17 protein-coding genes and 1 pseudogene are annotated in these 22,168 nt (G+C 41.5%); 9 read left to right on the top strand and 9 right to left on the bottom strand.

Annotation, left to right across the window (positions count from 1 at the left end; genetic code table 11):
- Window positions 1-34: 34 nt before the first annotated feature.
- From ACGEDC_RS04450 to ACGEDC_RS04465, 4 genes and pseudogenes are all read right to left on the bottom strand, one after another.
- Window positions 35-232, bottom strand: a complete 198-nt coding sequence (locus tag ACGEDC_RS04450; RefSeq protein ID WP_394496706.1) for a hypothetical protein — start codon at window positions 230-232, stop codon at window positions 35-37.
- Window positions 233-519: 287 nt separating this feature from the next.
- A pseudogene (locus ACGEDC_RS04455) lies at window positions 520-1,262 on the bottom strand (phosphoadenylyl-sulfate reductase).
- Between the two features lie 32 nt (window positions 1,263-1,294).
- A complete protein-coding gene (gene cysI / locus ACGEDC_RS04460; RefSeq protein ID WP_055025192.1) occupies window positions 1,295-2,986 on the bottom strand; it encodes an assimilatory sulfite reductase (NADPH) hemoprotein subunit in 1,692 nt (563 codons plus the stop codon).
- A 77-nt stretch (window positions 2,987-3,063) separates the two neighbouring features.
- The gene (locus tag ACGEDC_RS04465) at window positions 3,064-4,848 is read right to left on the bottom strand and encodes an assimilatory sulfite reductase (NADPH) flavoprotein subunit (protein WP_394496708.1); all 1,785 of its coding nucleotides are present in this window, start codon (window positions 4,846-4,848) and stop codon (window positions 3,064-3,066) included.
- 346 nt (window positions 4,849-5,194) lie between these two features.
- On the opposite strand from ACGEDC_RS04465, the gene ACGEDC_RS04470 reads away from it, so the two are divergent.
- The 5 genes from ACGEDC_RS04470 (at window position 5,195) to ACGEDC_RS04490 (ending at window position 10,993) form a co-directional block, all read left to right on the top strand.
- Window positions 5,195-6,382 (top strand): Re/Si-specific NAD(P)(+) transhydrogenase subunit alpha, encoded by a 1,188-nt coding sequence (locus tag ACGEDC_RS04470; protein WP_394496711.1) that lies wholly within the window; start codon window positions 5,195-5,197, stop codon window positions 6,380-6,382.
- Between the two features lie 5 nt (window positions 6,383-6,387).
- Window positions 6,388-6,663, top strand: a complete 276-nt coding sequence (locus ACGEDC_RS04475; protein WP_055025191.1) for an NAD(P) transhydrogenase subunit alpha — start codon at window positions 6,388-6,390, stop codon at window positions 6,661-6,663.
- Window positions 6,664-6,668: 5 nt separating this feature from the next.
- Window positions 6,669-8,048, top strand: coding sequence for an NAD(P)(+) transhydrogenase (Re/Si-specific) subunit beta (locus tag ACGEDC_RS04480; RefSeq protein ID WP_055025127.1), 1,380 nt, complete (start codon window positions 6,669-6,671; stop codon window positions 8,046-8,048).
- A 387-nt stretch (window positions 8,049-8,435) separates the two neighbouring features.
- Window positions 8,436-9,449 carry a sensor domain-containing diguanylate cyclase gene (locus ACGEDC_RS04485; RefSeq protein ID WP_080916627.1) on the top strand — a complete coding sequence of 338 codons (1,014 nt, stop codon included), beginning with the start codon at window positions 8,436-8,438 and terminating at the stop codon, window positions 9,447-9,449.
- 179 nt (window positions 9,450-9,628) lie between these two features.
- The gene (locus tag ACGEDC_RS04490) at window positions 9,629-10,993 is read left to right on the top strand and encodes a MipA/OmpV family protein (RefSeq protein WP_394496715.1); all 1,365 of its coding nucleotides are present in this window, start codon (window positions 9,629-9,631) and stop codon (window positions 10,991-10,993) included.
- Between the two features lie 70 nt (window positions 10,994-11,063).
- On the opposite strand, the gene ACGEDC_RS04495 is transcribed toward ACGEDC_RS04490, so the two are convergent.
- From ACGEDC_RS04495 to hldE, 3 genes are all read right to left on the bottom strand, one after another.
- Window positions 11,064-11,546: a TetR family transcriptional regulator gene (locus ACGEDC_RS04495; protein ID WP_055025124.1), complete on the bottom strand. Its 483-nt coding sequence runs from the start codon at window positions 11,544-11,546 to the stop codon at window positions 11,064-11,066.
- A 324-nt stretch (window positions 11,547-11,870) separates the two neighbouring features.
- Entirely contained in the window at window positions 11,871-12,845 is a 975-nt protein-coding gene (locus ACGEDC_RS04500; RefSeq protein WP_394496718.1) for a hypothetical protein, read from the bottom strand.
- Window positions 12,845-14,275, bottom strand: coding sequence for a bifunctional D-glycero-beta-D-manno-heptose-7-phosphate kinase/D-glycero-beta-D-manno-heptose 1-phosphate adenylyltransferase HldE (gene hldE / locus ACGEDC_RS04505; RefSeq protein ID WP_065109522.1), 1,431 nt, complete (start codon window positions 14,273-14,275; stop codon window positions 12,845-12,847). The genes ACGEDC_RS04500 and hldE overlap by 1 nt, the downstream gene beginning before the upstream one ends.
- A 102-nt stretch (window positions 14,276-14,377) precedes the next feature.
- On the opposite strand from hldE, the gene ACGEDC_RS04510 reads away from it, so the two are divergent.
- From ACGEDC_RS04510 to ACGEDC_RS04525, 4 genes are all read left to right on the top strand, one after another.
- A complete protein-coding gene (locus ACGEDC_RS04510; protein ID WP_394496721.1) occupies window positions 14,378-15,304 on the top strand; it encodes an LpxL/LpxP family Kdo(2)-lipid IV(A) lauroyl/palmitoleoyl acyltransferase in 927 nt (308 codons plus the stop codon).
- A 273-nt stretch (window positions 15,305-15,577) separates the two neighbouring features.
- Window positions 15,578-16,543 (top strand): L,D-transpeptidase family protein, encoded by a 966-nt coding sequence (locus tag ACGEDC_RS04515; RefSeq protein ID WP_055025121.1) that lies wholly within the window; start codon window positions 15,578-15,580, stop codon window positions 16,541-16,543.
- Between the two features lie 198 nt (window positions 16,544-16,741).
- Window positions 16,742-18,205 carry a M16 family metallopeptidase gene (locus ACGEDC_RS04520; protein ID WP_394496724.1) on the top strand — a complete coding sequence of 488 codons (1,464 nt, stop codon included), beginning with the start codon at window positions 16,742-16,744 and terminating at the stop codon, window positions 18,203-18,205.
- Complete coding sequence (locus ACGEDC_RS04525; RefSeq protein WP_394496726.1) at window positions 18,205-19,908, top strand: insulinase family protein; 1,704 nt, start codon at window positions 18,205-18,207, stop codon at window positions 19,906-19,908. The genes ACGEDC_RS04520 and ACGEDC_RS04525 overlap by 1 nt, the downstream gene beginning before the upstream one ends.
- 106 nt (window positions 19,909-20,014) lie before the next feature.
- Here the strand turns inward: ACGEDC_RS04525 and ACGEDC_RS04530 are convergent, their stop codons facing one another.
- Window positions 20,015-20,500 carry a GFA family protein gene (locus ACGEDC_RS04530; protein WP_394496728.1) on the bottom strand — a complete coding sequence of 162 codons (486 nt, stop codon included), beginning with the start codon at window positions 20,498-20,500 and terminating at the stop codon, window positions 20,015-20,017.
- A 137-nt stretch (window positions 20,501-20,637) separates the two neighbouring features.
- On the bottom strand, window positions 20,638-22,038 hold the full coding sequence (gene nrfA / locus ACGEDC_RS04535; protein WP_055025119.1) for an ammonia-forming nitrite reductase cytochrome c552 subunit: 1,401 nt from the start codon (window positions 22,036-22,038) through the stop codon (window positions 20,638-20,640).
- Window positions 22,039-22,168: the final 130 nt, after the last annotated feature.

Genomic DNA, 22,168 nt, shown 5'->3' on the forward strand with positions numbered 1-22,168 from the left:
TGAATCACAGAAAACGGGCAGGATAAGCCATCATTTACAAAATATTTGCCAATAAATGTTTAATGGCTGCCAAGTCGATGACATCGAGTAAACGATAAACGAAGGGAAATTCTCGGTAAGTCACCCAAAGGTGACTTACCGAGAAATCAAAGGCGATTGCACTTACGCTAGCAAGCCAATCACTGGGCACTCGATAAATCGAGTGAGGCTTTTGGAGGTACTGGGTGAGCAACAACCCACCTAAAGTGTCGACAAAAACCATCTACGGGAACTTTCTAATTTAGACTATAAAATTAACTTGTGCATAATTTTAAAGTCGATTTTTGACGAAAAATGTCACCAGATATAAAATCAGTCAATAGTCTTAATTGAGCGAACAATATACCCCAATTGAATGAGGTTAAACGCTAGATAAATAAAGCTTAACCAAACTATTTTATTCATTGATTTTATGCAAAATAAAAAATATCAGCACGGATGCTGATATTTTAAGTCGGTCAATCACGCTTGAATACACAACTATATTTCGTAGTGTAAACCACACTCACGCTTTAAACCGTTGAAACGTGTTTCTTCTTCGCTCATTCCAAGCTCTAACGGCTTACTAGAGTGAGTATCACCCACCGAAACATACCCTTGCTCCCATAAAGGATGATAAGGCAAATCATGTTTGGTTAAATATTCATGCACGTCTTTATTAGTCCATTCAATAATCGGCAGTAATTTAAAACGATTTCCGTGAATGGCTAAAATAGGTAACGCTTCACGGGTGCTTGCCTGTGAGCGACGAAGTCCAGCAAACCAAGTACCAACATTGAGTTCGTTTAAAGCGCGCTGCATAGGCTCAACTTTATTGATACGGTTGTATTTCTCTAAACCATCAAGTCCTTGTTCCCACAGCTTTCCGTAACGCGCTTCTTGCCAAGCAGACGATTCGCTTGCTTTATAAACGATAAGATTTAGCTCCAATCGTTCTGTGAGCTGATCAATAAATTGATAAGTTTCAGGAAACAAATAACCAGTATCAGTCAACAAGACAGGAATATCGGCTTGTGCTTGGCTTACCATATGCAACATAACCGCAGCTTGTATACCAAAGCTAGATGATAATGCATGTTCGCCCGGCAACAGTGCTAAGCCCCAAGTCACACGTTCTTGTGCTGTTAATCCAGCTAAAAATCATTCACTTGCGCTAATACAATAGCCTGCTCCTCTTTAGGAGCAGTCAGTAGCGCAAGCAATTCATTTTGATTAATCATCATTAATCCCTCATTGGTAAGACTCAATTAGAGCCTTAACCATGAAAATCTTTCGCAGCATCATTCACTGCTTTCACGATGCCATGACGAACGGTAAAGTTACCAAAAGTTTCGCCAGCATCACGCTCTTGTACATACAAACCAAACAAGTTATCTAATTCAGCTAAAATCTCAGCTTCTTGAATGTTTTCTTTGTACATTTTATTTAATCGCGTACCTTCAAAGCTTGCGCCTAGGTATAAGTTATATCGCCCAGGAGCTTTGCCAACTAAACCAATCTCGGCCGCAAAGGGTCTTGCACAGCCATTAGGGCAGCCTGTCATACGCACCACGATGGCTTGTTCGCTAATACCATGTTTCGTCTGTAAAGCATCAATATGGTCAATAAACTCAGGAAAATAACGCTCAGCTTCCGCCATCGCTAAAGGACATGTAGGCAAAGCAACACAGGCAATTGAATGACCACGGGTCTGACTGATTAACTTACCAAAAAAGCCATGTTGGCGAGCAAGATCTTCAATCGCTGCTTTATCTTCTTCTGCAACACCAGCAATAATCATATTTTGATTAGATGTCATTCTAAAATCGCCTTTATGAATTTTGGCAATTTCACGTAAACCCGTTTGTAGTGTTTGACCTTCAACATCTTTAATACGACCGCTTTCGATAAATAAGGTCAAGTGCCATTTATTATCAACACCTTTAACCCAACCATATCGATCGCCTCGATCGCCAATCACGACATCACGTTTTGGTTCAAAATTGACACCTGCACGTTTTTCAACTTCAGCTTTAAATTCAGCAACGCCATGATCAACTATGGTGTACTTTAAACGTGAACGCTTACGATTAACACGATTACCCCAATCACGTTGAACTGTCATGACGGCTTCTGCAAACTTGATCACATCTGCAGTTTTAATAAATCCAAAATCATCAGCTAATCTTGGGAACGTTTCCACTTCACCATGCGTTGAGCCCATGCCACCGCCAGCAACTAAATTAAAGCCAACAAGCTCACCTGCTTCTGCCACTGCAACAAAACCTAAATCGTTGGTATACACGTCCACGTCATTATCTGGCGGTACAGCAACGGCCATTTTGAATTTACGTGGTAGGTAGGTTTTACCGTAAACAGGTTCATTAGTTTCAGTGTCTAATAACTTTTCTTCATCTAACCAAATCTCGGCATAAGCACGAGTATGAGGCAATAAATGATCTGACAATTCTTTTGCTACAGCATAAGCCTGTTGATGTAGTTTAGACTCAACAGGATTTGGGTTACACATCACGTTACGGTTAACATCACCACAAGCTGCAATCGAATCTAATGCTGCCCTATCTAAACCTTGGATCAGGGTTTTCAAATTACGCTTAGGAATGCCGTGATATTGAAAAGTTTGACGTGTCGTCAAACGAATACTATTCGAGGTTGTTAATGTTGATGAAATACGATCAACATCTAACCATTGTTCAGGCGAACAAATACCACCTGGCACACGAGCACGCAGCATGAAACTATATAAAGGCTCTAGCTTTTGCTCTTTACGCTCATTCCTTAAATCACGATCATCTTGCTGATAAAAACCATGAAACTTAATTAATTGCTGATCGCCATCACTAAATGATCCCGTGACTTGGGTATCTAAACCTTCTTTAATCGTGCCACGTAAATAATCACTGTCGGTTTTTAAGTACTCGTTTACTGCTAATTTTTGCTCACTCATCATGTGGCCTCTATCAATGCTTTGCTCACGCCAGCGTTCATCTTTCTAGCGCATATCTTGTTATGTTTTTATGGCAATTAGTAAACGTCTTTTTGATAACGTTTGGCGCTACGTAATTCTTCTAAATAATTTTCGGCACCAACTTCATCTAAACCACCGTGCTCAATTGCAAGGTTTATCAAGGCTTGATGAACATCTTTGGCCATACGCTCAGCATCACCACAAATATAGAAATGGGCACCATTTTGTAACCAGTTCCATAGGGTTTCACCTTGCTCAGCAATACGATGCTGCACATATACTTTTTCAGCTTGGTCGCGAGAAAATGCCACATCTAATCGGCTTAGCTCACCAGACTTAAGGTATTGTTGCCATTCAACTTGATATAAGAAGTCTTGCTCAAAATGCGGATTACCAAAGAATAACCAGCTATCGCTTTCAACACCGTCAGCAGCACGCTGTTGCATAAATGCTCTGAAAGGCGCAACACCTGTTCCAGGGCCCACCATAATAACGGGAGTGTCATTGTTTTCAGGCAATCTAAAGTGCTTGTTAGGCTCGACATAAACCTTAACTGTTTGTCCTTCTTCAGCAGACGCCAAGAAGTGAGATGCACCGCCAAAACGAGTTTGTCCTTCTCTTTCATCCTCAACTAACGCCACAGTTAAATGCACTTCACTTTCAACTTCAGCTTGGCTAGAAGCAATTGAATACAAACGAGGCGTTAAAGGACGCAATAAGGCAACCAATTTGTCAGCATCAATGGTCACTGGATATTGGGTAATTAAGTCGGCTAGTTGATGACCTAATACAAACTGTCGTGTTTGTTCTTTATCTGCTGCAATAGCTGTTAATGCGCCATTGCCAGCTAACTCTGCCCATGCGGTAACAAGTCCAGGATAAAGTTGCGTCAGTTCTTTCTTTTCAAGTAAAGCTTGCTCAAGGGTTAGCGTTTGCTTGCTTACTGTCACTTCAGCGTTAGCATCTAACGAAAGGCCCGTTATGACCTCGTTGACTAAACCTGAGCTATTGGTAAACCAGATACCTAGTGCATCACCAGCTTCATAACGTATACCTGACTCACCTAAATCAATCTCTACATGACGAACATCTCTATCAGAATCTCGTCCGGTTAATTTTTGACTAACCAGTATTTCTGCTTCATAAGGCTGCTGCTTGGTGTATTCACTTTCTACAGAAGATTTTGCAGTATCAATTGATACGACACTTGCGCCACTTGCTTGTACTAAGGGTTCAACGGCAGTTAATACTTGCTCTTGCCAGTTTTCAGCAGCGTCTTCATAGTCCACATCACACTCAACAATAGGCAATAACTCTTTGGCGCCTAATGCAGTTAAACGCTCACTGAAGTCCTTACCTGTCTGGCAGAAAAATTCATAACTGGTATCACCTAAAGCAAGCACAGAAAAATTCAATTGCTCAAGCTTTGGCGCACGCTTCGATGCTAAGAATTTATGCAACTCAATGGCATCATCTGGCGCTTCACCTTCGCCATGAGTGCTAACCACAGCAATCAAAATGGTTTCTTGTTTAAGTTGACGAACTTTGTAGTCAGCCATAGAGGCTAGGTTAACAGCAAAACCTTTTGCACTAGCTTGCGCAGCCAATGTCGTTGCGATGCCTTTGCCGTTACCAGTTTGGCTACCATATAAAATTGTGACCGTTTGAGCAGGAGCAGCCTCTGGTATTTGTGCAACCTGTCCTTGATTAGCGGTCGCTGCTAAATAGCCACTTACCCAAGCTAATTGTGTCGCAGATAACTCAGAAGTGAGCTGCTTTAGCTTATCCACTTGTCCTTCAGACAATGGTGAAGCAAATGAAGAAAGTTCTTTTAACAACATTAGAAGATGGCCCTATAACAGTTTAATGTCATCAGACTACTCCTAATCCTTACAACCAAAAAATAATAAAAATTGCTTTTTTATTCCATTAAGGAATATGCAAAGGCGATTTTTTAAGCTACAAAAGTGTGGTGTAGCGCAAACTTTTAGGTCAGACCTCCGTAAAAATGAGATTTCACGCATTCTTTACTTGTATCAAACCTAAGACTTGCCAGAATGATGCACGTTAAAAATTATGGTACTAAAATTGTTTCTTACTCATCACTGTTAGCGATGGCAGTGTTAAGCACGATGAAGTACTAAAACGACCCGACCCTTCCCTACATATAACTAAGAGGTTGTCCTTTTGAAATTAGGTCTACCGAAAGAGAGTCACTCAGGTGAGCAACGTGTTGCGTTAATCCCTGCCAACGTGACCATTTTAATGAAAAAACAGCTACAAGTGATCGTAGAATCAGGCGCTGGACTACAAGCAGGCTTTACCGATGACGATTACGTCAAGGTTGGAGCCACGATAGCTTCTTCACGAGAAGCCTTACTCACTGAAGCCGATATCATTACAGTGGTAAACTGTAAGGGTGATCAATTTGATGAAATTCGTGCGGTATTAAAACCACATCAATTGGTTATAGGGATGATGGATCCACTGGTAAATCCACAAAACGCCCAAACGATTGCAAATACAGGTGGCAGTGCAATCGCACTTGAACTGATCCCACGTATTACCCGTGCTCAAAGCATGGATGTATTATCATCAATGGCAACCATTTCAGGTTACAAAGCTGTATTACTTGCAGCCCATAAAGCGCCGCGTTTATTCCCTATGATGATGACAGCAGCAGGCACATTAAAGCCGTCTCGTGCATTCATTATGGGTGTGGGCGTGGCAGGTCTTCAAGCTTGTGCGACGGCAAAACGTTTAGGTGCAGTTGTAGAAGCTTACGATATTCGCCCTGCAGCTAGAGAGCAAATTATCTCTGTTGGAGCAAAGCCTGTTGAGCTGGATATCGAAGCAGAAAACACTGAAACCAAAGGCGGGTATGCCACAGAGCAAAGTGATGACTTCTTAAAACGTCAGCAACAAGCCATGGCTAATGTACTTGCCCAGCAAGATATCGTCATCACCACAGCTGCCATTCCTGGTCGTAAAGCCCCTGTGCTCATCACTAAAGAAATGGTCGATGGCATGAAAAGTGGAACTATCATTGTAGATCTCGCCGCTGAAAGTGGTGGTAACTGCGAGTTAACCCAGGTTGATGAAGTGATTATGCATAACGGCGTAATGATTTTAGGCCCTTCAAATGTACCAAGCACTGCGGCAAATCATGCGAGTCAAATGTACGGCAAAAACGTTGAGAACCTACTGAATTTACTGATTAATAATGAAGGTGAATTGGTTCTTGATTTTGAAGATGAAATTGTACGAGATACGGTTGTTGCTCATGGTAATGATGTGAGTAGCGCTCGCCTGAGAGAGTTACTGAATTTAGCTCCACTCACAGCGCCTGAGTCACCGTCTGAGGAGACAGCATAATGGATATGACACTATTGCTTTTACTGACACTATTCGTCGTCGCAGTATTTTTAGGTGTAGAACTCATCACTAAAGTGCCACCAACCTTACATACTCCTTTAATGTCAGGTTCCAATGCCATTTCTGGTATCTCTTTAGTTGGTGCGTTACTTTCTGCTGGTTCTGGGGCAGGAATTATGGTTAATGTCCTTGGTTTTATTGCCGTGGTATTAGCAACAATTAACGTGGTAGGCGGCTATATGGTCACTAACCGTATGCTTGCCATGTTCAAAAGGAAATAGACTCAATGACAACATTTATATATTTAGCTTACCTTGTTGCCGCAGTCTTATTTATCTTAGGTATTAAAGGGTTAACTAAACCACGTACTGCAGTACGTGGTAATCAGCTCTCGGCAATGGGGATGTTTATTGCCGTTGTAGTCACCTTATTTGATCAAAGCATTCTTAGCTATGAGTGGATCATCGCAGGGGTGTTATTAGGTGGAACAATCGGCGCAGTGATGGCAACTAAAATTAAAGTCACTGACATGCCTCAAATGGTTGCTTTACTGAATGGTTTTGGTGGTGGTGCCTCGCTAGCAATCGCTGCGGCAAGCTTCCTAGACCCTGCAGCAGCGACCAATACCGTGGCACTAATTTCAATTGGTGCAACAATTATTATTGGCTCTGTCACCCTGTCGGGCTCATTTGTCGCTTTTGCAAAGTTACAAGAACTGATTTCGGGTAACCCAATTAAAGTCCCAGGTAATAAACCATTAAATGTCATCTTGCTGATCAGTGCACTTGCGCTCGCTGTTGCCATTGTAATGGACCCAACTAACACTAGTTTAATGTATGCATTAGTTGCTGTTGCGGTTGTGCTAGGTGTGCTGCTTGTTGTTCCTATTGGCGGCGCAGATATGCCAGTCGTCATTGCACTATTGAACTCTTACTCTGGTATTGCTGCTGCCACAACCGGTTTCATCACCGGTAATACAGTATTGATTGTGTCAGGTTCTTTAGTCGGTGCTTCTGGCATCATCTTGACTCAAATTATGTGTAAAGCAATGAACCGTTCATTGTTTAACGTGTTATTTGGTGTCATGGCTGAAGGCGGTGAAAAAGTTGATGCAGATGAAATCTACGCAGGTAAAGTCAAATCAACTTCGCCAGATGAAATCGCCATGATGTTAGAAACGGCTGAGCGTGTGGTCATTGTCCCTGGCTACGGCCTAGCTATGGCGCAAGCACAGCATGCTGTAAGAGAACTTGCCAATGTTCTCCAAAGCCGCGGAACCGATGTGAAGTATGCTATTCACCCAGTTGCTGGCCGAATGCCTGGTCACATGAACGTATTGCTTGCAGAAGCTGAAGTACCTTACGATCAGCTAATCGAAATGGACGAAATTAACCCACAGTTTGAACAAACTGATGTGGCCATCGTCATCGGTGCAAACGACGTCACCAACCCTATGGCGCGTGAAGATAAAGGAAGCCCGATTTATGGCATGCCGATTCTAAACGTTGATAAAGCCAGAACCGTTGTAGTAATTAAGCGTTCATTAAGTCCAGGTTTCGCTGGATTACCTAACCCACTGTTCGCTATGGATAACTCATTAATGTTATTCGGCGATGGTAAAAAAGGCATCGTTGAGTTAACAGCGAGCTTAAAAGAAGCGGATTAACCAACCTCTCTTATAAAAAGGCCACGATGTGGCCTTTTTTTATGGCTGAAATAAAATCAAAGCTTAAATTAACGACAATAAATGAGTATTTCCTAAAACAATAACAGTAAAACTCATTCGCTTTAATTCGTTAAATACTTGCCAACAAGGACACTCCACCCCCGAAACCTTAGATTAAGACAGTTTATAAGCCATTATTATCCTGAGTTATTTTCAACATGCTCAATAAAACACCTAAAACACACACCTTGAAGAGTACAATAAATGCGATAGCATTATCGATTCATCAATCTTTAGCTTACAAAATTACACAATTGACTATTTAGGCTAAAAAAAGTACAAAAGTAGATTGAGTTCTTTTCTGACGAACACGGATGATTGACCCATATGGATACCCAAGCTTCGCAGCTCAGTGCATTAGCAGCAGAAATAGAGCGGTTAACGCGCGAGAATGAAGCCCTAAAACAACATAACATTCACTTGCAACAGCAGCTTTCAGCAACGCTTGACGGCACAGGGTTGTGTTTGTGGGAGCAACACGTCCCTTCTGGTGATTTACTTATCTATAATCAAGAGTGGGGGTCATTACTGGGTTACACCCGTGAAGAATATGCCGCGAATATGGAAAGTTGGAAAGGAAGTTTGCATCCAGATGATAAAGACTGGGTCATTAAAGCTTTTGAAGATCATATTGAAGGCAAAGAAGACGTGTACCAAGCCGTACATCGAATGATCCACAAAGATGGAAGCGTACGATGGGTTTCTGATCGTGGCAGAATTGTAGAATACACATCAGATGGTAAACCGTTAAAAATCCTCGGCACCCACATCGATATCACCCAAGAAAAACGTTACCAACTCGATTTAGCCAGACTGGCGCATCGCGATCCGCTTACTGATTTACTCAATCGAAACGCAGCTAAAAAAGCGTTCAAATCCTTACAACACGATGCCAACTTTGACTCTGGAACCTTGTTATTTATTGACGTTGATAATTTTAAAATGATCAATGATCATCATGGCCACCGATTTGGTGACCTAGCACTAATCAATATCAGCCAAACTCTGCAACACTATGCTGATAAGCTATTAGCGAGTAAACAAGTGAGCATTGCTAGAATTGGTGGAGATGAGTTTGTCATTATCACAGCGATTTCAGAATATGAACTCATTAGTATTTTGGCAGGGTCATTAGTGAATCATTACAAGCAGAACGTCACTATAGAAGAAAAGTCGGTATCATTAGGCTTAAGTATCGGCATTAGTTGCTTTGCAAAACACGACACTTTTGCTGAAGTTTGTGAGCAAGCTGATAATGCCATGTACGGCATTAAACAAGCAGGAAAACATAACTATTCTTTTTGGCAACAACCCAAAACCCTTATTCAATCGATTCGCTAATCAATTTCATCAGTAACAAAAGAAGTTAACAGTTTGCTACAAAAAAAGCCGGGGACTGATTACTTTAAAAAACGTCATGCTATAATCCACTAATATTCAATAAAATACATCTGTTAGCCACTAAACAATTTGTAAGTGGTTTGTAAAGTACATTACTCCATTATTGGTATTAAAGAACTATGTCTAACTTCTCTCGCTTATGTGCGATCTTATTATGCACTAGCCCTTTAATGTCTTATGCCAGTGATAATAGCCCTTCAACGGCTACATCTACGTCAAATACAACTCAAACGAGCAAGACACAAGAAAGCGAGTCAGAAAAATACTTTCCTTCAACATGGGGAGTCGGCATTGGCATGCGTCGCGCTGATATTCCTTACGCAACTGAAGCAGATGTTGTTACGGATGTCATGCCATTAATCGAGTTTGAAAATGATTACTTTTTTATTGATGGTTTAGAAGCCGGTGTCCATTTGTGGAGTCATCAAGAACATCAAGTCAATTTATATACGCGATTTCGTTTTGTCGATATTCCTCAAGAATATCAAAATCAAACTCAATCAGATGCGTTTGATTTTGGTGTGCAATATCGCTTTCAAAAAAATGGACTAGAAGCAGATGTTGCCTTTTTAAGTGATGGAGATAAACGCTATTACGCCTATACTCGAACACAATATCACTGGACGGCGGGTGATTGGCAATTAAACCCATATGCAGAATTTCAATGGAAAGGTGATTCATTTAATGAGCACTATTACGGGCTAGATCAAATTGATCCTGGTGCAGGTCTAGCGTTTTCTGCAGGGTTAAATACCCGTTACCACCTTGCCAGTAACCTATACTTGCTTGCCAACTTTGGCGTCACGCGCCTTGAAGATGATATTTATGATTTACCGACAATCGAAAACCAATATCAATTAGAATCCTTCTTCGGTTTTGGTTTTTACCCCGATGCTAAACGACCTAATACCAACCCAATACCTAAGGAAAGTGGTGAGTTTTTAAGGGTCGCGCACGGTTGGGCCACGCCTTCAAACTTAAATGATATCCTAACAGGCAATGCAAAAGGTGACCGTTATAACAACCAAATGACGTCGTTATTTTATGGCATACCCTTAACAGACAATTTATTCACACTCCCAATTGATCTTTATTTTACTGCGGGTGGTGTTTGGCATCATGACTCTGAAGTGCAAGACAATTTAGCTGAAGGTGTCATCGGAGTTAAGGCATTCTATACCTTTGATTTAGGCTGGCGCTTCCGCCTTGGTGTTGCAGAAGGCTTGTCTTATGTGTCTGATGTCACCTACATTGAAGGCAGTGAGTTAGATGAAAAAGATTACCGACCATCAAAGTTACTTAATTATTTAGACTTCTCATTTGACGTCAATCTAGGCGATGTATTTAACCATGCGCCATTACAAAATGCATGGCTAGGTTACAGTATTCATCATCGTTCAGGAATTTTCGAAACAAGCTCAGCTTTCGGGCGCATTAAAGGTGGCAGTAACTACAACACCATCTATGTACAGTGGCATTTCTAAGTTTTTTGATGACCTACCCTGCGCAGCTTTATGGCGCAGGGAAAAGACAATGACGAGCCTTTGTGAGGTTTTAAGCCGCTACAGCTTCTTCAGTTTGGGCACTAAACATGGTCACAGCGCTTTGACCAATTAACCTATCAATGCAAAAGCCACCTTCATCACCTAATCTCATCAGCGCTTTATAACGAATATCGTTAACTGTGTTGAAGCGCCCCTGAATTTGCTGGTTAGAAGCACACAAACTAAAAAACAATTTAAGGACGGCTTTAGCGTGATCTTGACTAATAAAATGTCGCCATGAAGACTCAAGTAATTGCACAGAACTAAAATCTAACCCTTCGCAAAAACGAGCTGAAATACGTGAATCTAAACACGAAAGAAAGTCTGCCTTTCGGGGAAAATGATGGCTAATTCCTGTACGGCTGATACCTGTAGCATTTGATAACGATGTATAAGACATGTTTTCAAACCCAATTGTCAGGATTTGCTCAAACGCCTCATCTAAAATCAATTTTATGGTGATTTCAGTATCGATTCTAGAACGCTTTGCCATACAAAAATATCGTTACTATTTCTAGTAACTACCTCAATGAAATGAAATTTTGCATAGCCTATCAAATGTTTATCTAGCTTGTCTTTTTAAAAAGTACAATTTATTAACACGCACTTTAACTATGGATTTTAACATTGGCTAAAGAGCAAACATATCACCAATTAATCTTACAGAAATAGCCACTGCGTCAGTCAATAATAAGGCTTTTAATAATTTAGCTAGCGGTAAACACTATTCAATTGCGTTTCAGATTGAAATGTAAATATTCATGACAACAGTCTACGCTAACTGAAACATTTTCATCATGGTTCAAACCTGACAGTTTTACTCATCAGTGCTTATAACCTTTTCGGCTTCTGAGAACTGCTGAATAAGCCACGCATTAGCAAGTTCCGCTCCCATCAGGTGCACTAACGTCGGATGTAATACTTCAATTAAACGCTGCTGTTGCCAAAACATATAATGCGGCAAAGTTTGAACGGCGCCACGACCAAATGTGCGTTGCATCAGGCTTGATATTTCATCCATTTCGGTGTCATTGATTTGCGGCGCGTGGGGATAAGCATCAGCGAAGAAGTCAGCATATTGTTCAAAAGCAATAATATCATCAACTTCATAGCGATTTAGTAGCCACAATAATTGTGGAGAGCTCCAATGGCCAATATTACCAGTGGTATTCATCACAGCAATATTGCGCCTATGCAACTGCTGCCAAATCAGTGACACACTTCCAGACTCTTGAGCTAAGCGCCACGCTAAGTAGTAATCAGCAAGCCATTCGTGCTGGTAAGGGGTTAATGGCTGCAATGAATGACTCTCTTGCAGCGAAATATTTTCAAGGTGCCCTAGCTCATGCCACAAAGTAAGTTGAGTTTGTTGCTCAAGGTTAAATTGATACGCTTGACCGTTGAGTGCCACACTTTGATTAACCACTGGCAGCTTGTCATTTATCACCACGATACCTGCAATATTTTGATCAACAACTGGCATTACCATCGCAGTTTTAAGACCCAAGCTTTGTGATACCGACTGACGTAAAGGCAATTGTGCAGACACTCTCGCGGGTAGCTGCTTTATGCAAGAAACATAATGAGCAATTGGACAAATAAGTGCCTGTTTATCAGTAAGTTGATGTATTTGGCCGATTGAATATAGAGAAGAATAACTGGGGTAAGAAAGGGGATTGAAACGATTATGGCTCTCACGAATTAATGAGCTAGCGTTAGCCTGTTTAGGACTAACGCCAACAATAATAGCACTGAAAAAACTAAGCCCAATAATCAGGGCCAGAAATTTCACTACTTTTTAGCCATAATATTTTCGATTATAGCTGTGGTTGATACGCCATCTTCAAACCCTAAGATTTCAACCGTGCCACCAGCTGCCATAACTTCAGCTCCGCCAGCAATCTCTTCGACTTTATAATCACCGCCTTTAACCAACGCATCAGGTAATAAACGACTAATGACACGTTGTGGTGTGTCCTCACTAAACGGAATCACCCAATCAACAGACGCTAAACCTGCAAGCACTGCCATACGGCGGTCCTCTTGGTTGACAGGTCTTCCCTCACCTTTTAAGCGTTTAACTGAAGCATCGTCATTCACGGCTACAATTAAACGATCGCCTAAAGCTTTGGCTTGTTGTAAATAACTCACATGCCCAGCATGTAAAATATCAAAACAACCATTGGTCATGACCACTTTTTCACCACGTAGTCTCGCTTGCTCAAGGGCATACATTAACTGATCTTCTGAGACCACACCAAAGCCCGACTCGCCTTGATTTAATGCAAGTGCTTCAATCAATTCAATTCGGCTTACCGTTGCAGTACCTAATTTTGCAACCACAACACCTGCAGCCATATTGGCAATAGAACAAGCTTGTGCCATTGAACTGCCGGCAGCTAATGAACTGGCTAACGCAGAAATCACTGTATCGCCTGCGCCAGTCACATCATAAACTTCACGGGCAACCGTAGGGATATGTAGTTCAGCTTCATCTTGGCTAATTAACGTCATGCCTTTTTCTGAACGAGTGACTAGAATAGCCCCTAGCTCAAATTGTTCAATTAAGCCTTTAGCTTTGGCAATTAAATCCGCCTCATCTACGACAGGGCCGACCACGGCTTCAAATTCGCTCATGTTTGGCGTCAATAATGATGCGCCTCGATAACGAGAAAAATCACTGCCTTTCGGGTCAACTAATACGGTCACGCCTTTAGCACGTGCTTTGGCAATAAAATCAACAGGGGAATCAATTGCGCCTTTAGCATAATCGGACAAAACCAATACATCGACATTATCTAAGATGGGTTCACTGGTGTTTAATAAGTTATCACTGTCAGCGCGACTATATTTCTCTTCAAAATCTAGGCGAATTAATTGTTGGTTACGTGAAAAAATACGTAATTTAGTGATAGTTGGTTTGTCGGCAACAGTTAACCAACGAGGTTCTACACCTTGAGCTTGAACACCTACGGTCAATGCTTGAGCTGTTTCATCGGCACCAACAATGCCTGCAAGCTGAACTTGACCACCTAATGCGGCAATATTCAATGCCACGTTAGCAGCACCACCTGGACGGTCTTCTATGTCTTTAATGTTAACTACTGGCACAGGCGCTTCTGGTGAAATTCGCCCTGTAGGCCCTACCCAATAGCGGTCAAGCATGACATCACCGACAACTAGTACACGGGCTTTTTCGAATGCTGGGAGAGATACCTTCATAGTAAACTTTTTCTTTTGCTGACATTAAACGGTGATTGTACCTAATTTTGCTATAAAATTAAGTTAGAATAGAAACTAATTTGATTTAAAAGTGAGTGTTCCGTGGTAGAAAAAGCGCAATTTGGTTCTCATTTATTACATCCTAAACATTGGCCACTATGGTTAGGTGTTGGATTAATGAGGCTAACTCAACTATTACCTTTGCGTTGGCAAATGGCAATGGGTAAAGGGTTAGGCCGTTTAGTGTTGAAATTTGCTGGCAGTAGAAAGCACACAGCAGAGCGAAATTTAAGTTTGTGTTTTCCTGATATGCCAGAGCAAGAAAGAGCAGCTTTATTAACACGCAACTTTGAAGAAACCGGCAAAGCCTTATTTGATACCATCAACGCATGGTGGTGGTCTAATGATAAAGTGCAACGTCATATGACCATGAAAGGCGATCAGCACGTGCGTGACACCTTAGATAATGGCAATGGTGTCATCTTGTTTGCAGTGCACTGTTTACCATTAGAAATGGGCGCAAGAATGTTTGGCCAATTCCAGCCAGGAATTGGGGTTTATCGCCCGCATGATAACCCTGTGATGGAGTACTTACAGGTCAATGGCCGCTTACGTTCGAATAAAGGTCTTGTACCTAAACGTGATCTTCGTAATATGGTCAGAAGCCTGCGAAATCCCGATGTGATTTGGTATACAGCAGATCAAGACTTTGGTCGCTCTAGTGCGGTATTTATTCCGCTTTACGCAGTACCAGATGCCGCCACAATTACTGGTGCAACGACCCTAGCTAAACTTGGTAAAGCCAAGGTATTGCCTTTTTTCGTTGAACGAAACGCTGACGATAGCGGTTATCACATGGAAATCATGCCGCCACTAGATAATTTCCCTGGTGAGAATGAACTCGAAGATGCGATTCGTGGTAACAAGATCATTGAAAGTATTATTGATAGAAACCGTAGCCAATACATGTGGTTACATAGAAGATTCAAAACTAGACCGACTAAAGAAACCCCTTCCTTATATCAATAAAAACTCGGAAGGCTTTTAAGTAAAATAATTAAAGATTAATCACTCATAAAATAAAAAAGGATTTAATCAGTGATTAATATTCAAAAGAAACGTAAGGGTAAAACTGATTTCAAACACTACCTAGCTTGAAATCAGTATAAGAATGATCAAGGATGCCAAACTTGTTACCCTTTAAGGGTTAATTATTAAGTATTAGTTAATATATATTTGGTATAAAATTAATACTTAATAATAATTGACCACTGTAAACAAAATTAGGAATCCGTCGCCCATATGATTAAGTCGTTTTGCGTCAGTTTAATTGCTATATCAGCCTTATTAACGAGTCTCAATGCTGCAGCTGTTGAATACCGTCTGCCAGCTAAAGAAAGTCGATTAATTGGTGAAAACCAGTATTACGTGGTTCCAGAGGGTAAACTTACCCTAGAAGCCATTGCTGCTGAGTTTCAGTTAGGCTTGAGCAACATGATGGAAGCCAACCCTGGTGTCGACCCATATCTACCTAAGCCTGGTAGCACACTGGTTATTCCTCATCAGTTAATTTTGCCAGATGCGCCTCGTAAAGGAATTGTGATTAATAGCGCTGAAATGCGTTTATATTACTACCCTAAAGGGACCAACACTGTTGAAGTATTACCTATAGGCATAGGTCAAGTTGGACGAGATACACCAGAGAATTGGGTCACTCAAGTATACCGCAAGCGTGCGAATCCGACATGGACTCCTACTCAAAAAACACGTGAAATATACGCAGCAAAAGGCGTTGAGTTACCCGATGTTTGGCCAGCTGGGCCAGATAACCCAATGGGGCTTTTTGCGCTCTACGTTGGTAATTTATTCGCTGTCCATGGCACTAATGCCTCGTTCGGCATTGGCCTGAGAGTCAGCCAAGGCTGTGTCAGACTTCGAGAAGATGACATCGAGCACCTGTTTAATAGCGTACCTGTAGGCACACGAGTCGAGTTTGTTAACCAACCGATTAAGGCTACTGTTGAACCTGACGGAAATCGTTATTTAGAAGTTCATCAACCACTGTCTGAAACCATTGAGCAGTTTGAGTCAAATGAGCAACTCCCTTTAACCCTAAACAAACAAATTACTGCGATTGTGGCGCATGCTGATACCGATTCATTTACGCTTAAACGCTTATTAGAGCAACGTACTGGTATTCCGACCCGCATCAATACCGCTCAACAAGCTCATAATGAGCAACAATTGAGCCCAAAAAACTCTGATTAGATACGGTTATTAAACAGTTAGTGTGAACAACAATAGTGATTAAGCGCTGAATAACACTAGTAATTTCGATTAAAGCCCAAGTGCCACTCAAGTGCGTTTGGGCTTTTTGCTATTTCCCCACCTTAATAAGTAAACTTGAGTAACAAGCGCTATAAAAGTAATCTAATCAACATCATTTACGAATATGCTGGTGACATAGTGACACAACCTGACTTCATTCCGCCTAAGCGCTCGAGTTTTAAACAATATATTGCTTATGGGATGTCTTTTATCAGTGTCGTGCTCAGCCCTCAACTGCAAGCCAACTCCCAATGTCTGCTTCAGTCGCAAATCAACCAACTACAACATATTGAAAACCAAATAGCGCTAACAGAGCTCGATAACGGATTGATATTGAGACAAGTACACAGACCCGAACAGGCCACTGTCTCCATTGCCAGTCAATTTAATGTTGGTTCTAGGAACGAACCCAGTGGACAATCAGGTTATGCACACTTATTTGAGCACCTTCTGTTTAAAGGCAGCCTTAATGCACCGGCAGATAGCTACCCAAGAACCATGAGTGCAATAGGAGCTCAGTTTAATGCCAGTACCCATTTTGATTACACCAATTACTACGCCACTATCCCAGCTCAAGCCTTGGCTTTAAGTTTATTTTTAGAGGCTGATCGCTTTATTAACCCAGTGTTATCAGCTGAAACAGTCAACAATCAACAAGGTGCTGTCTTAGAGGAAATGGCAACCAGCATTGATAATCAACCCTACATACGTCCCGCTATGGAGTTTTTATTATCGCAAGTAAAAGGCAGTCCCTATGCACATGCGATTATTGGCAGTAAACAGGACGTCACCAGTGCTACAGCCACAGCATTACAGACATTTCATCAACGTTACTATCGCCCTGACGCAATGCAATTATCCTTAGTAGGCCATTTAGAAGAGGACAGTCTTGCCCTTGTAAAGCAGCACTTTTCAGGCTGGACATCACCAAATATTCCTCATGATAACTTCGAACAACTCAGTATTAATGCCAAAGCTATTCAAACAGAAATCGTCGATGAGCGTGGTCCATGGCCAGCAATCCTTATGGCTTGGCATACTGTTGGAAGAGAGCATGCTGATTATGAAGCTATTTCTTTACTGCAAGGATATTTATTTCAAAACCTACGCAGCGCTCTCGCTAAGCAAACATTAGCATCGCCATCTCACATGCTCAGTTATTCAATTCCGTTAACAATGGAGAATAACGGCGTCACCAATTTGGTTCTCGTCCCGCGGGCAAACACCTCACTGAATGAGCTACAGAAATTAACTGATTCACTATTTGCCGACATCATGACCAATGGGATGACAGAGCAACAATTATGTGAACTTAAAACATTAGCACTATCTCAACAGTTACAGCAGTTTTCGCACTCGCAAACACTTGCTAAACACTTATCAAATACAGCCAATAGAGATAAATATGCTCCATTAACGCAGCCATGGCAGCGTATTCAAGCAGTACTTCCTGATGATATATCGCGAGTTACCCAAGCGTATTTTATTGATAAAACAGTTCGAGTGGACTTGCTACCACCTTGGTACATTCGATGGGCTAAAAGCGTACTTGAAGTATTACCCCAAGGAATGGCTGAGACGCTAGAAGGCTGGGCGCTATAATGTTGATACAAAAAAACAAACATCCCAAACTCATTATTATCAGCAGCATGATAATGTTGGCATTAATGACATTAGGTTGTCAGCACTCACCCATTCATTTTACAGAAGCGCAAGCGCCGAACATTCCGTCATTTGACGTTCCAAAAAACCACACCTCTGCTAGTAATACGTCAACCGATTTATCCCAGTTATTGGCCGCTACTCAACAAGCACAATCTAAAGCTATAAAACCAGTTGCTTATCAGTTACCGCACACCATAACCTTAACAAAGCAGTTTCACGCTCATCAGTGGCCATCAAGTGAGGTTAATGACTCTGGGTTAAATCGACTATACTTAATCGGCATTTCAGCCCAGCAACCAATAACTCACCCCGATATTTTAGTTGAAGCTTTCAAGCAAAAACTTGAAGAAATGGCCAATACAACCGCCTACTCACCACAAATGGCAAGCTGCTTGAGCAGCATTAAGATAAGAGCCAGTCTTCATAGCGTAGGAATGACCATTGAATGCAGCGCAACCGATCAACAATTGCAGCAACAGCTCTGGCAGTTTTGGGAAAAAGGTGCGCTAAGCGACATCAATATTGCAACCGTCAAACGCAACTTGAAACTTAATAAACACATTGGTGCTTTTACTGGTTCTGAAATCGACTCGACATTTCGCCAGCAGCTATTAGGACAACAGCACCCTTACAATCTCAATGTTCGCAATCAGTCAGCAATCAATGAGCTAGATAACACGACACTGCAATCTTTACACAACAAAATACGTCAGCAACTTCAATGGCATTTATTTATCCCATCTCCAATAACTTCGGCTACACATGGTGTTGCTCAGAGCTCTTTGAATAGCCCATTGGATAGTCAATTGAATAGCCCATTGAATAGTCAATTGAATAACCTTTCGAGTAGCACTTCAACTAGCTCTGCCAACAAGCAAAACGCAACCATAACCAGCTCTGATATTTTTGTGCCAACTTGGTTAGCCACAACTCAGCCTAATTTGACTGAAGTACAACCAAATATCATTACCAACAGCAATGGTTCAGCCACAAAACAATCAACACAGACAATTCTTATCATTGACGCTAAAGATACTGTTCAAACCCAAGCTCGAGTGGGCTTTGTGTTAGCAAAACCTGATCTGGTCAACACCACAAATCACAATCAAAATAGTACCGATTGCAAAACCATCGCAGCATTACTCGGTCGAAGTTATTCAGGGCGGCTATTTTATGATTTACGTGAAACACGTGGGCTCACATATGGTATTTACGGTCGGTGTGTCGATGCACCATTAAGTCAATACCTGTATTTTTATGGCAGCACTTCATTAGAGAATTCTGGCGCATTCCTAAAAGGAATAATCGATCATACTCAGTTGTTAAAAGAACAAGCAGCTCAACAGACTGAAATTAATGCAGTGATCACTTACTTAATGGGTAAACAACAACTGGCAAGCGACCATAAATACGGCAAAGAAAGCCGTTATATTAATAACTTACTTTTAGGTAGAACGGCTAGCTTTGAGCAATTACAACATGAAACCCTTAACTCACTGACACCAAAAGCAATAACAACCATGGCTAACCATGTTTTTGAAGGTAATCCCGTTATTGTTTTGCGTGGCGATGCCGATAAAATCATCCCGGATCTAAATGAGAAGCTACCACACTGGCAAGTGATAACTATCTCTCCATAACAGTCTCACCATAACAAGCTTAGCGTTACAGCCTCTAATGAGAGACGCTGTAACCTAGCCAGCAAGCGATGCGCCGATAAGCCTAACACGGCAGTATTTTGAGTAATTAACTGCGATCAAGCGGGTAGCGCTCGCAGGTATCAAGAATATTAAGCCAACTCACTTGGTTCGCTGTATGAATATGGTAATTCGGGTGAATAAGGTTTGGGTTGTCTAGCGAGCCAATGGTCAAAGTGTAGTAGCCTGGGTGGCGAGTATCTCTAAAACTTATTGTACAGCCACATTGCTGACAAAAACCTCGGCGAACATGTTCAGAAGAGGCAAATTCGACGGGCTTGCCCGCAATCCACTGGACCTGCTCAACCTTAAAATCCATCCATGCTTGAAACACAGCACCGGAAGATTTTTGACATTGACTGCAATGGCAATAATCCGCATCAAAAGGACGATGTGTAATCTGATAGCGAATTGCACCGCATAAACATCCTCCTTGATGTATAAAATCATCAGAGCCGCGGCTCTGCTCAGATCCAGTAACATCTTGACTGCTTGGAGTTTCCTTTTCTTCAGTATTGGTGTGATTATCACTCATGTTACGCCCCGCGTTGTCGTCATTCCTTATGCTCTATCAGATAGTAGTAACATGATAATGAATGGTTTTAAAGCCCCAAAAAAAAGCCCTCTAAGAGGGCTTTTTATCTCAACACTAATGTTAATTACATCGTGTTATTAGTAAGTTGCTTCACGCTTTTTAGCTTCAGCATCCCATTGTGGAACAAGGTCTTTTAAGAATTTTTGCTTATCAGCATTCATCTTATCCATGTCCATACCTAAGGCTTTTTGTGCTTTAGCTTTAGTCGAGATATCTGGAATAGCGATTGGCATTTTAACGCCTTTAGCTGCAAGTAATTGCGCTAACTTGATACGCGCATCAGCTGCTTTATCAACTGCGCCACCTAGAATACGTAATGCTTCAGCTGGAGCATGAGCAGCAACACCGTGAGATGCAGTTGCAAAGTCCCAACGCCATTGACTGTGACGGATATCAGTTAAGATAGGTTTCATTTCCGCTTCAGTCGCACCAGCATCCCAAGCTGCACCCGCTTCGAAGTGAGCGTGTACAAGCTGAGTTTCAGCTCTTAGCTTAATTTCAGTAACACTTTTTTGATTCTCATGTGTTACTTCCATCATGAACTCTTTTGTTTTGCCTTCATGACAAGTTGCACAAGTTTCGTCGAAACGATCAAATGGGTTACCCACTTTATGGTCTGTGAACTTACCTTTACCGTTTGCTTTAGCAACACGTGGCATGTGACAGTCAGTACAACTTACGTTGTTTTTACCGTGCATACCTAACATCCAAGTTTCATAACCAGGGTGCTGTGCTTTTAACATAGGTGTTTTAGAAATTGCGTGAGTCCAATCAGCAAAGTTGATTGCGTCATAGTACACTTCCATTTCTTCAACTGTGGTACCGTTATCCCATGGGAATTTCACATAACCTTTACGGTCAGCTGTTTTCTCAAAGTAGTATTCAACGTGACACTGACCACAAACCATTGATTGCTTGTCTTTACGAGAAGCTTTATCAAATGGCTTATCAATGGCTTCTAAAGCACGGTCAACATATGGACGAGAAATACGTAATTTTGGTGAACCTTTCACGTGACAATCACTACAACCGATAGTGTTAACGATTTCAGGACCGCCTTTAGCCCATTTACCTTTGAAGTAACCGTCTTCACCTTGCTCTTCAATCATGCGAGGTACGTCAGGGCTTTTACAGCTCCAACAAGCCATAGGCATTGGGCCATCATCTGGTCCAGTTGGTGCACCAGTACGTAAAGTGTTACGCACATCAGTCACAGCATAGTGGTGACCACGTGCTTTATTGTAATCTTTAGCAAACCCGTAACCTGCCCATAACACAACTAGGTTTGGATCTTCTTCTAGCACATCAACAATTTCAGTACTTTCTGACGTTGCGTGCCAGCTTTCAAATTGCTGCTTATACTTGTCCTTGTAAACATCGTTACGAGGTTCAGTCTTATCACTAGCCATTGCACTAGTCATCATAAAACTGGTTGCCATCAATGCGCTAAGCGCAATAACTCTTCCTTTCATCTTCATCACCGTTCATCTCCGTGTTACATTTTATTTTAAATATTCACGACATCTCCATGAACAAACTTATCCATTTAAGGTTAAATTAAGAATACCCCTTTATGAGTATTGAACAATAAGCTTGCGCTAGATCAAC

Source organism: Shewanella sp. ENK2 (assembly GCF_043568515.1).
GTDB classification, from domain to species: Bacteria; Pseudomonadota; Gammaproteobacteria; order Enterobacterales; family Shewanellaceae; genus Shewanella; species Shewanella japonica.

Bases quoted from the DNA above. Each gene is read 5' to 3' on its own strand.
- cysI (WP_055025192.1), bottom strand. From the start codon at position 2,986: ATGAGTGAGCAAAAATTAGCAGTAAACGAGTACTTAAAAACCGACAGT.
- ACGEDC_RS04465 (WP_394496708.1), bottom strand. From the start codon at position 4,848: ATGTTGTTAAAAGAACTTTCTTCATTTGCTTCACCATTGTCTGAAGGA.
- ACGEDC_RS04475 (WP_055025191.1), top strand. From the start codon at position 6,388: ATGACACTATTGCTTTTACTGACACTATTCGTCGTCGCAGTATTTTTA.
- ACGEDC_RS04480 (WP_055025127.1), top strand. From the start codon at position 6,669: ATGACAACATTTATATATTTAGCTTACCTTGTTGCCGCAGTCTTATTT.
- ACGEDC_RS04485 (WP_080916627.1), top strand. From the start codon at position 8,436: ATGGATACCCAAGCTTCGCAGCTCAGTGCATTAGCAGCAGAAATAGAG.
- ACGEDC_RS04490 (WP_394496715.1), top strand. From the start codon at position 9,629: ATGTCTAACTTCTCTCGCTTATGTGCGATCTTATTATGCACTAGCCCT.
- ACGEDC_RS04495 (WP_055025124.1), bottom strand. From the start codon at position 11,546: ATGGCAAAGCGTTCTAGAATCGATACTGAAATCACCATAAAATTGATT.
- hldE (WP_065109522.1), bottom strand. From the start codon at position 14,275: ATGAAGGTATCTCTCCCAGCATTCGAAAAAGCCCGTGTACTAGTTGTC.
- ACGEDC_RS04515 (WP_055025121.1), top strand. From the start codon at position 15,578: ATGATTAAGTCGTTTTGCGTCAGTTTAATTGCTATATCAGCCTTATTA.
- ACGEDC_RS04525 (WP_394496726.1), top strand. From the start codon at position 18,205: ATGTTGATACAAAAAAACAAACATCCCAAACTCATTATTATCAGCAGC.
- ACGEDC_RS04530 (WP_394496728.1), bottom strand. From the start codon at position 20,500: ATGAGTGATAATCACACCAATACTGAAGAAAAGGAAACTCCAAGCAGT.
- nrfA (WP_055025119.1), bottom strand. From the start codon at position 22,038: ATGAAGATGAAAGGAAGAGTTATTGCGCTTAGCGCATTGATGGCAACC.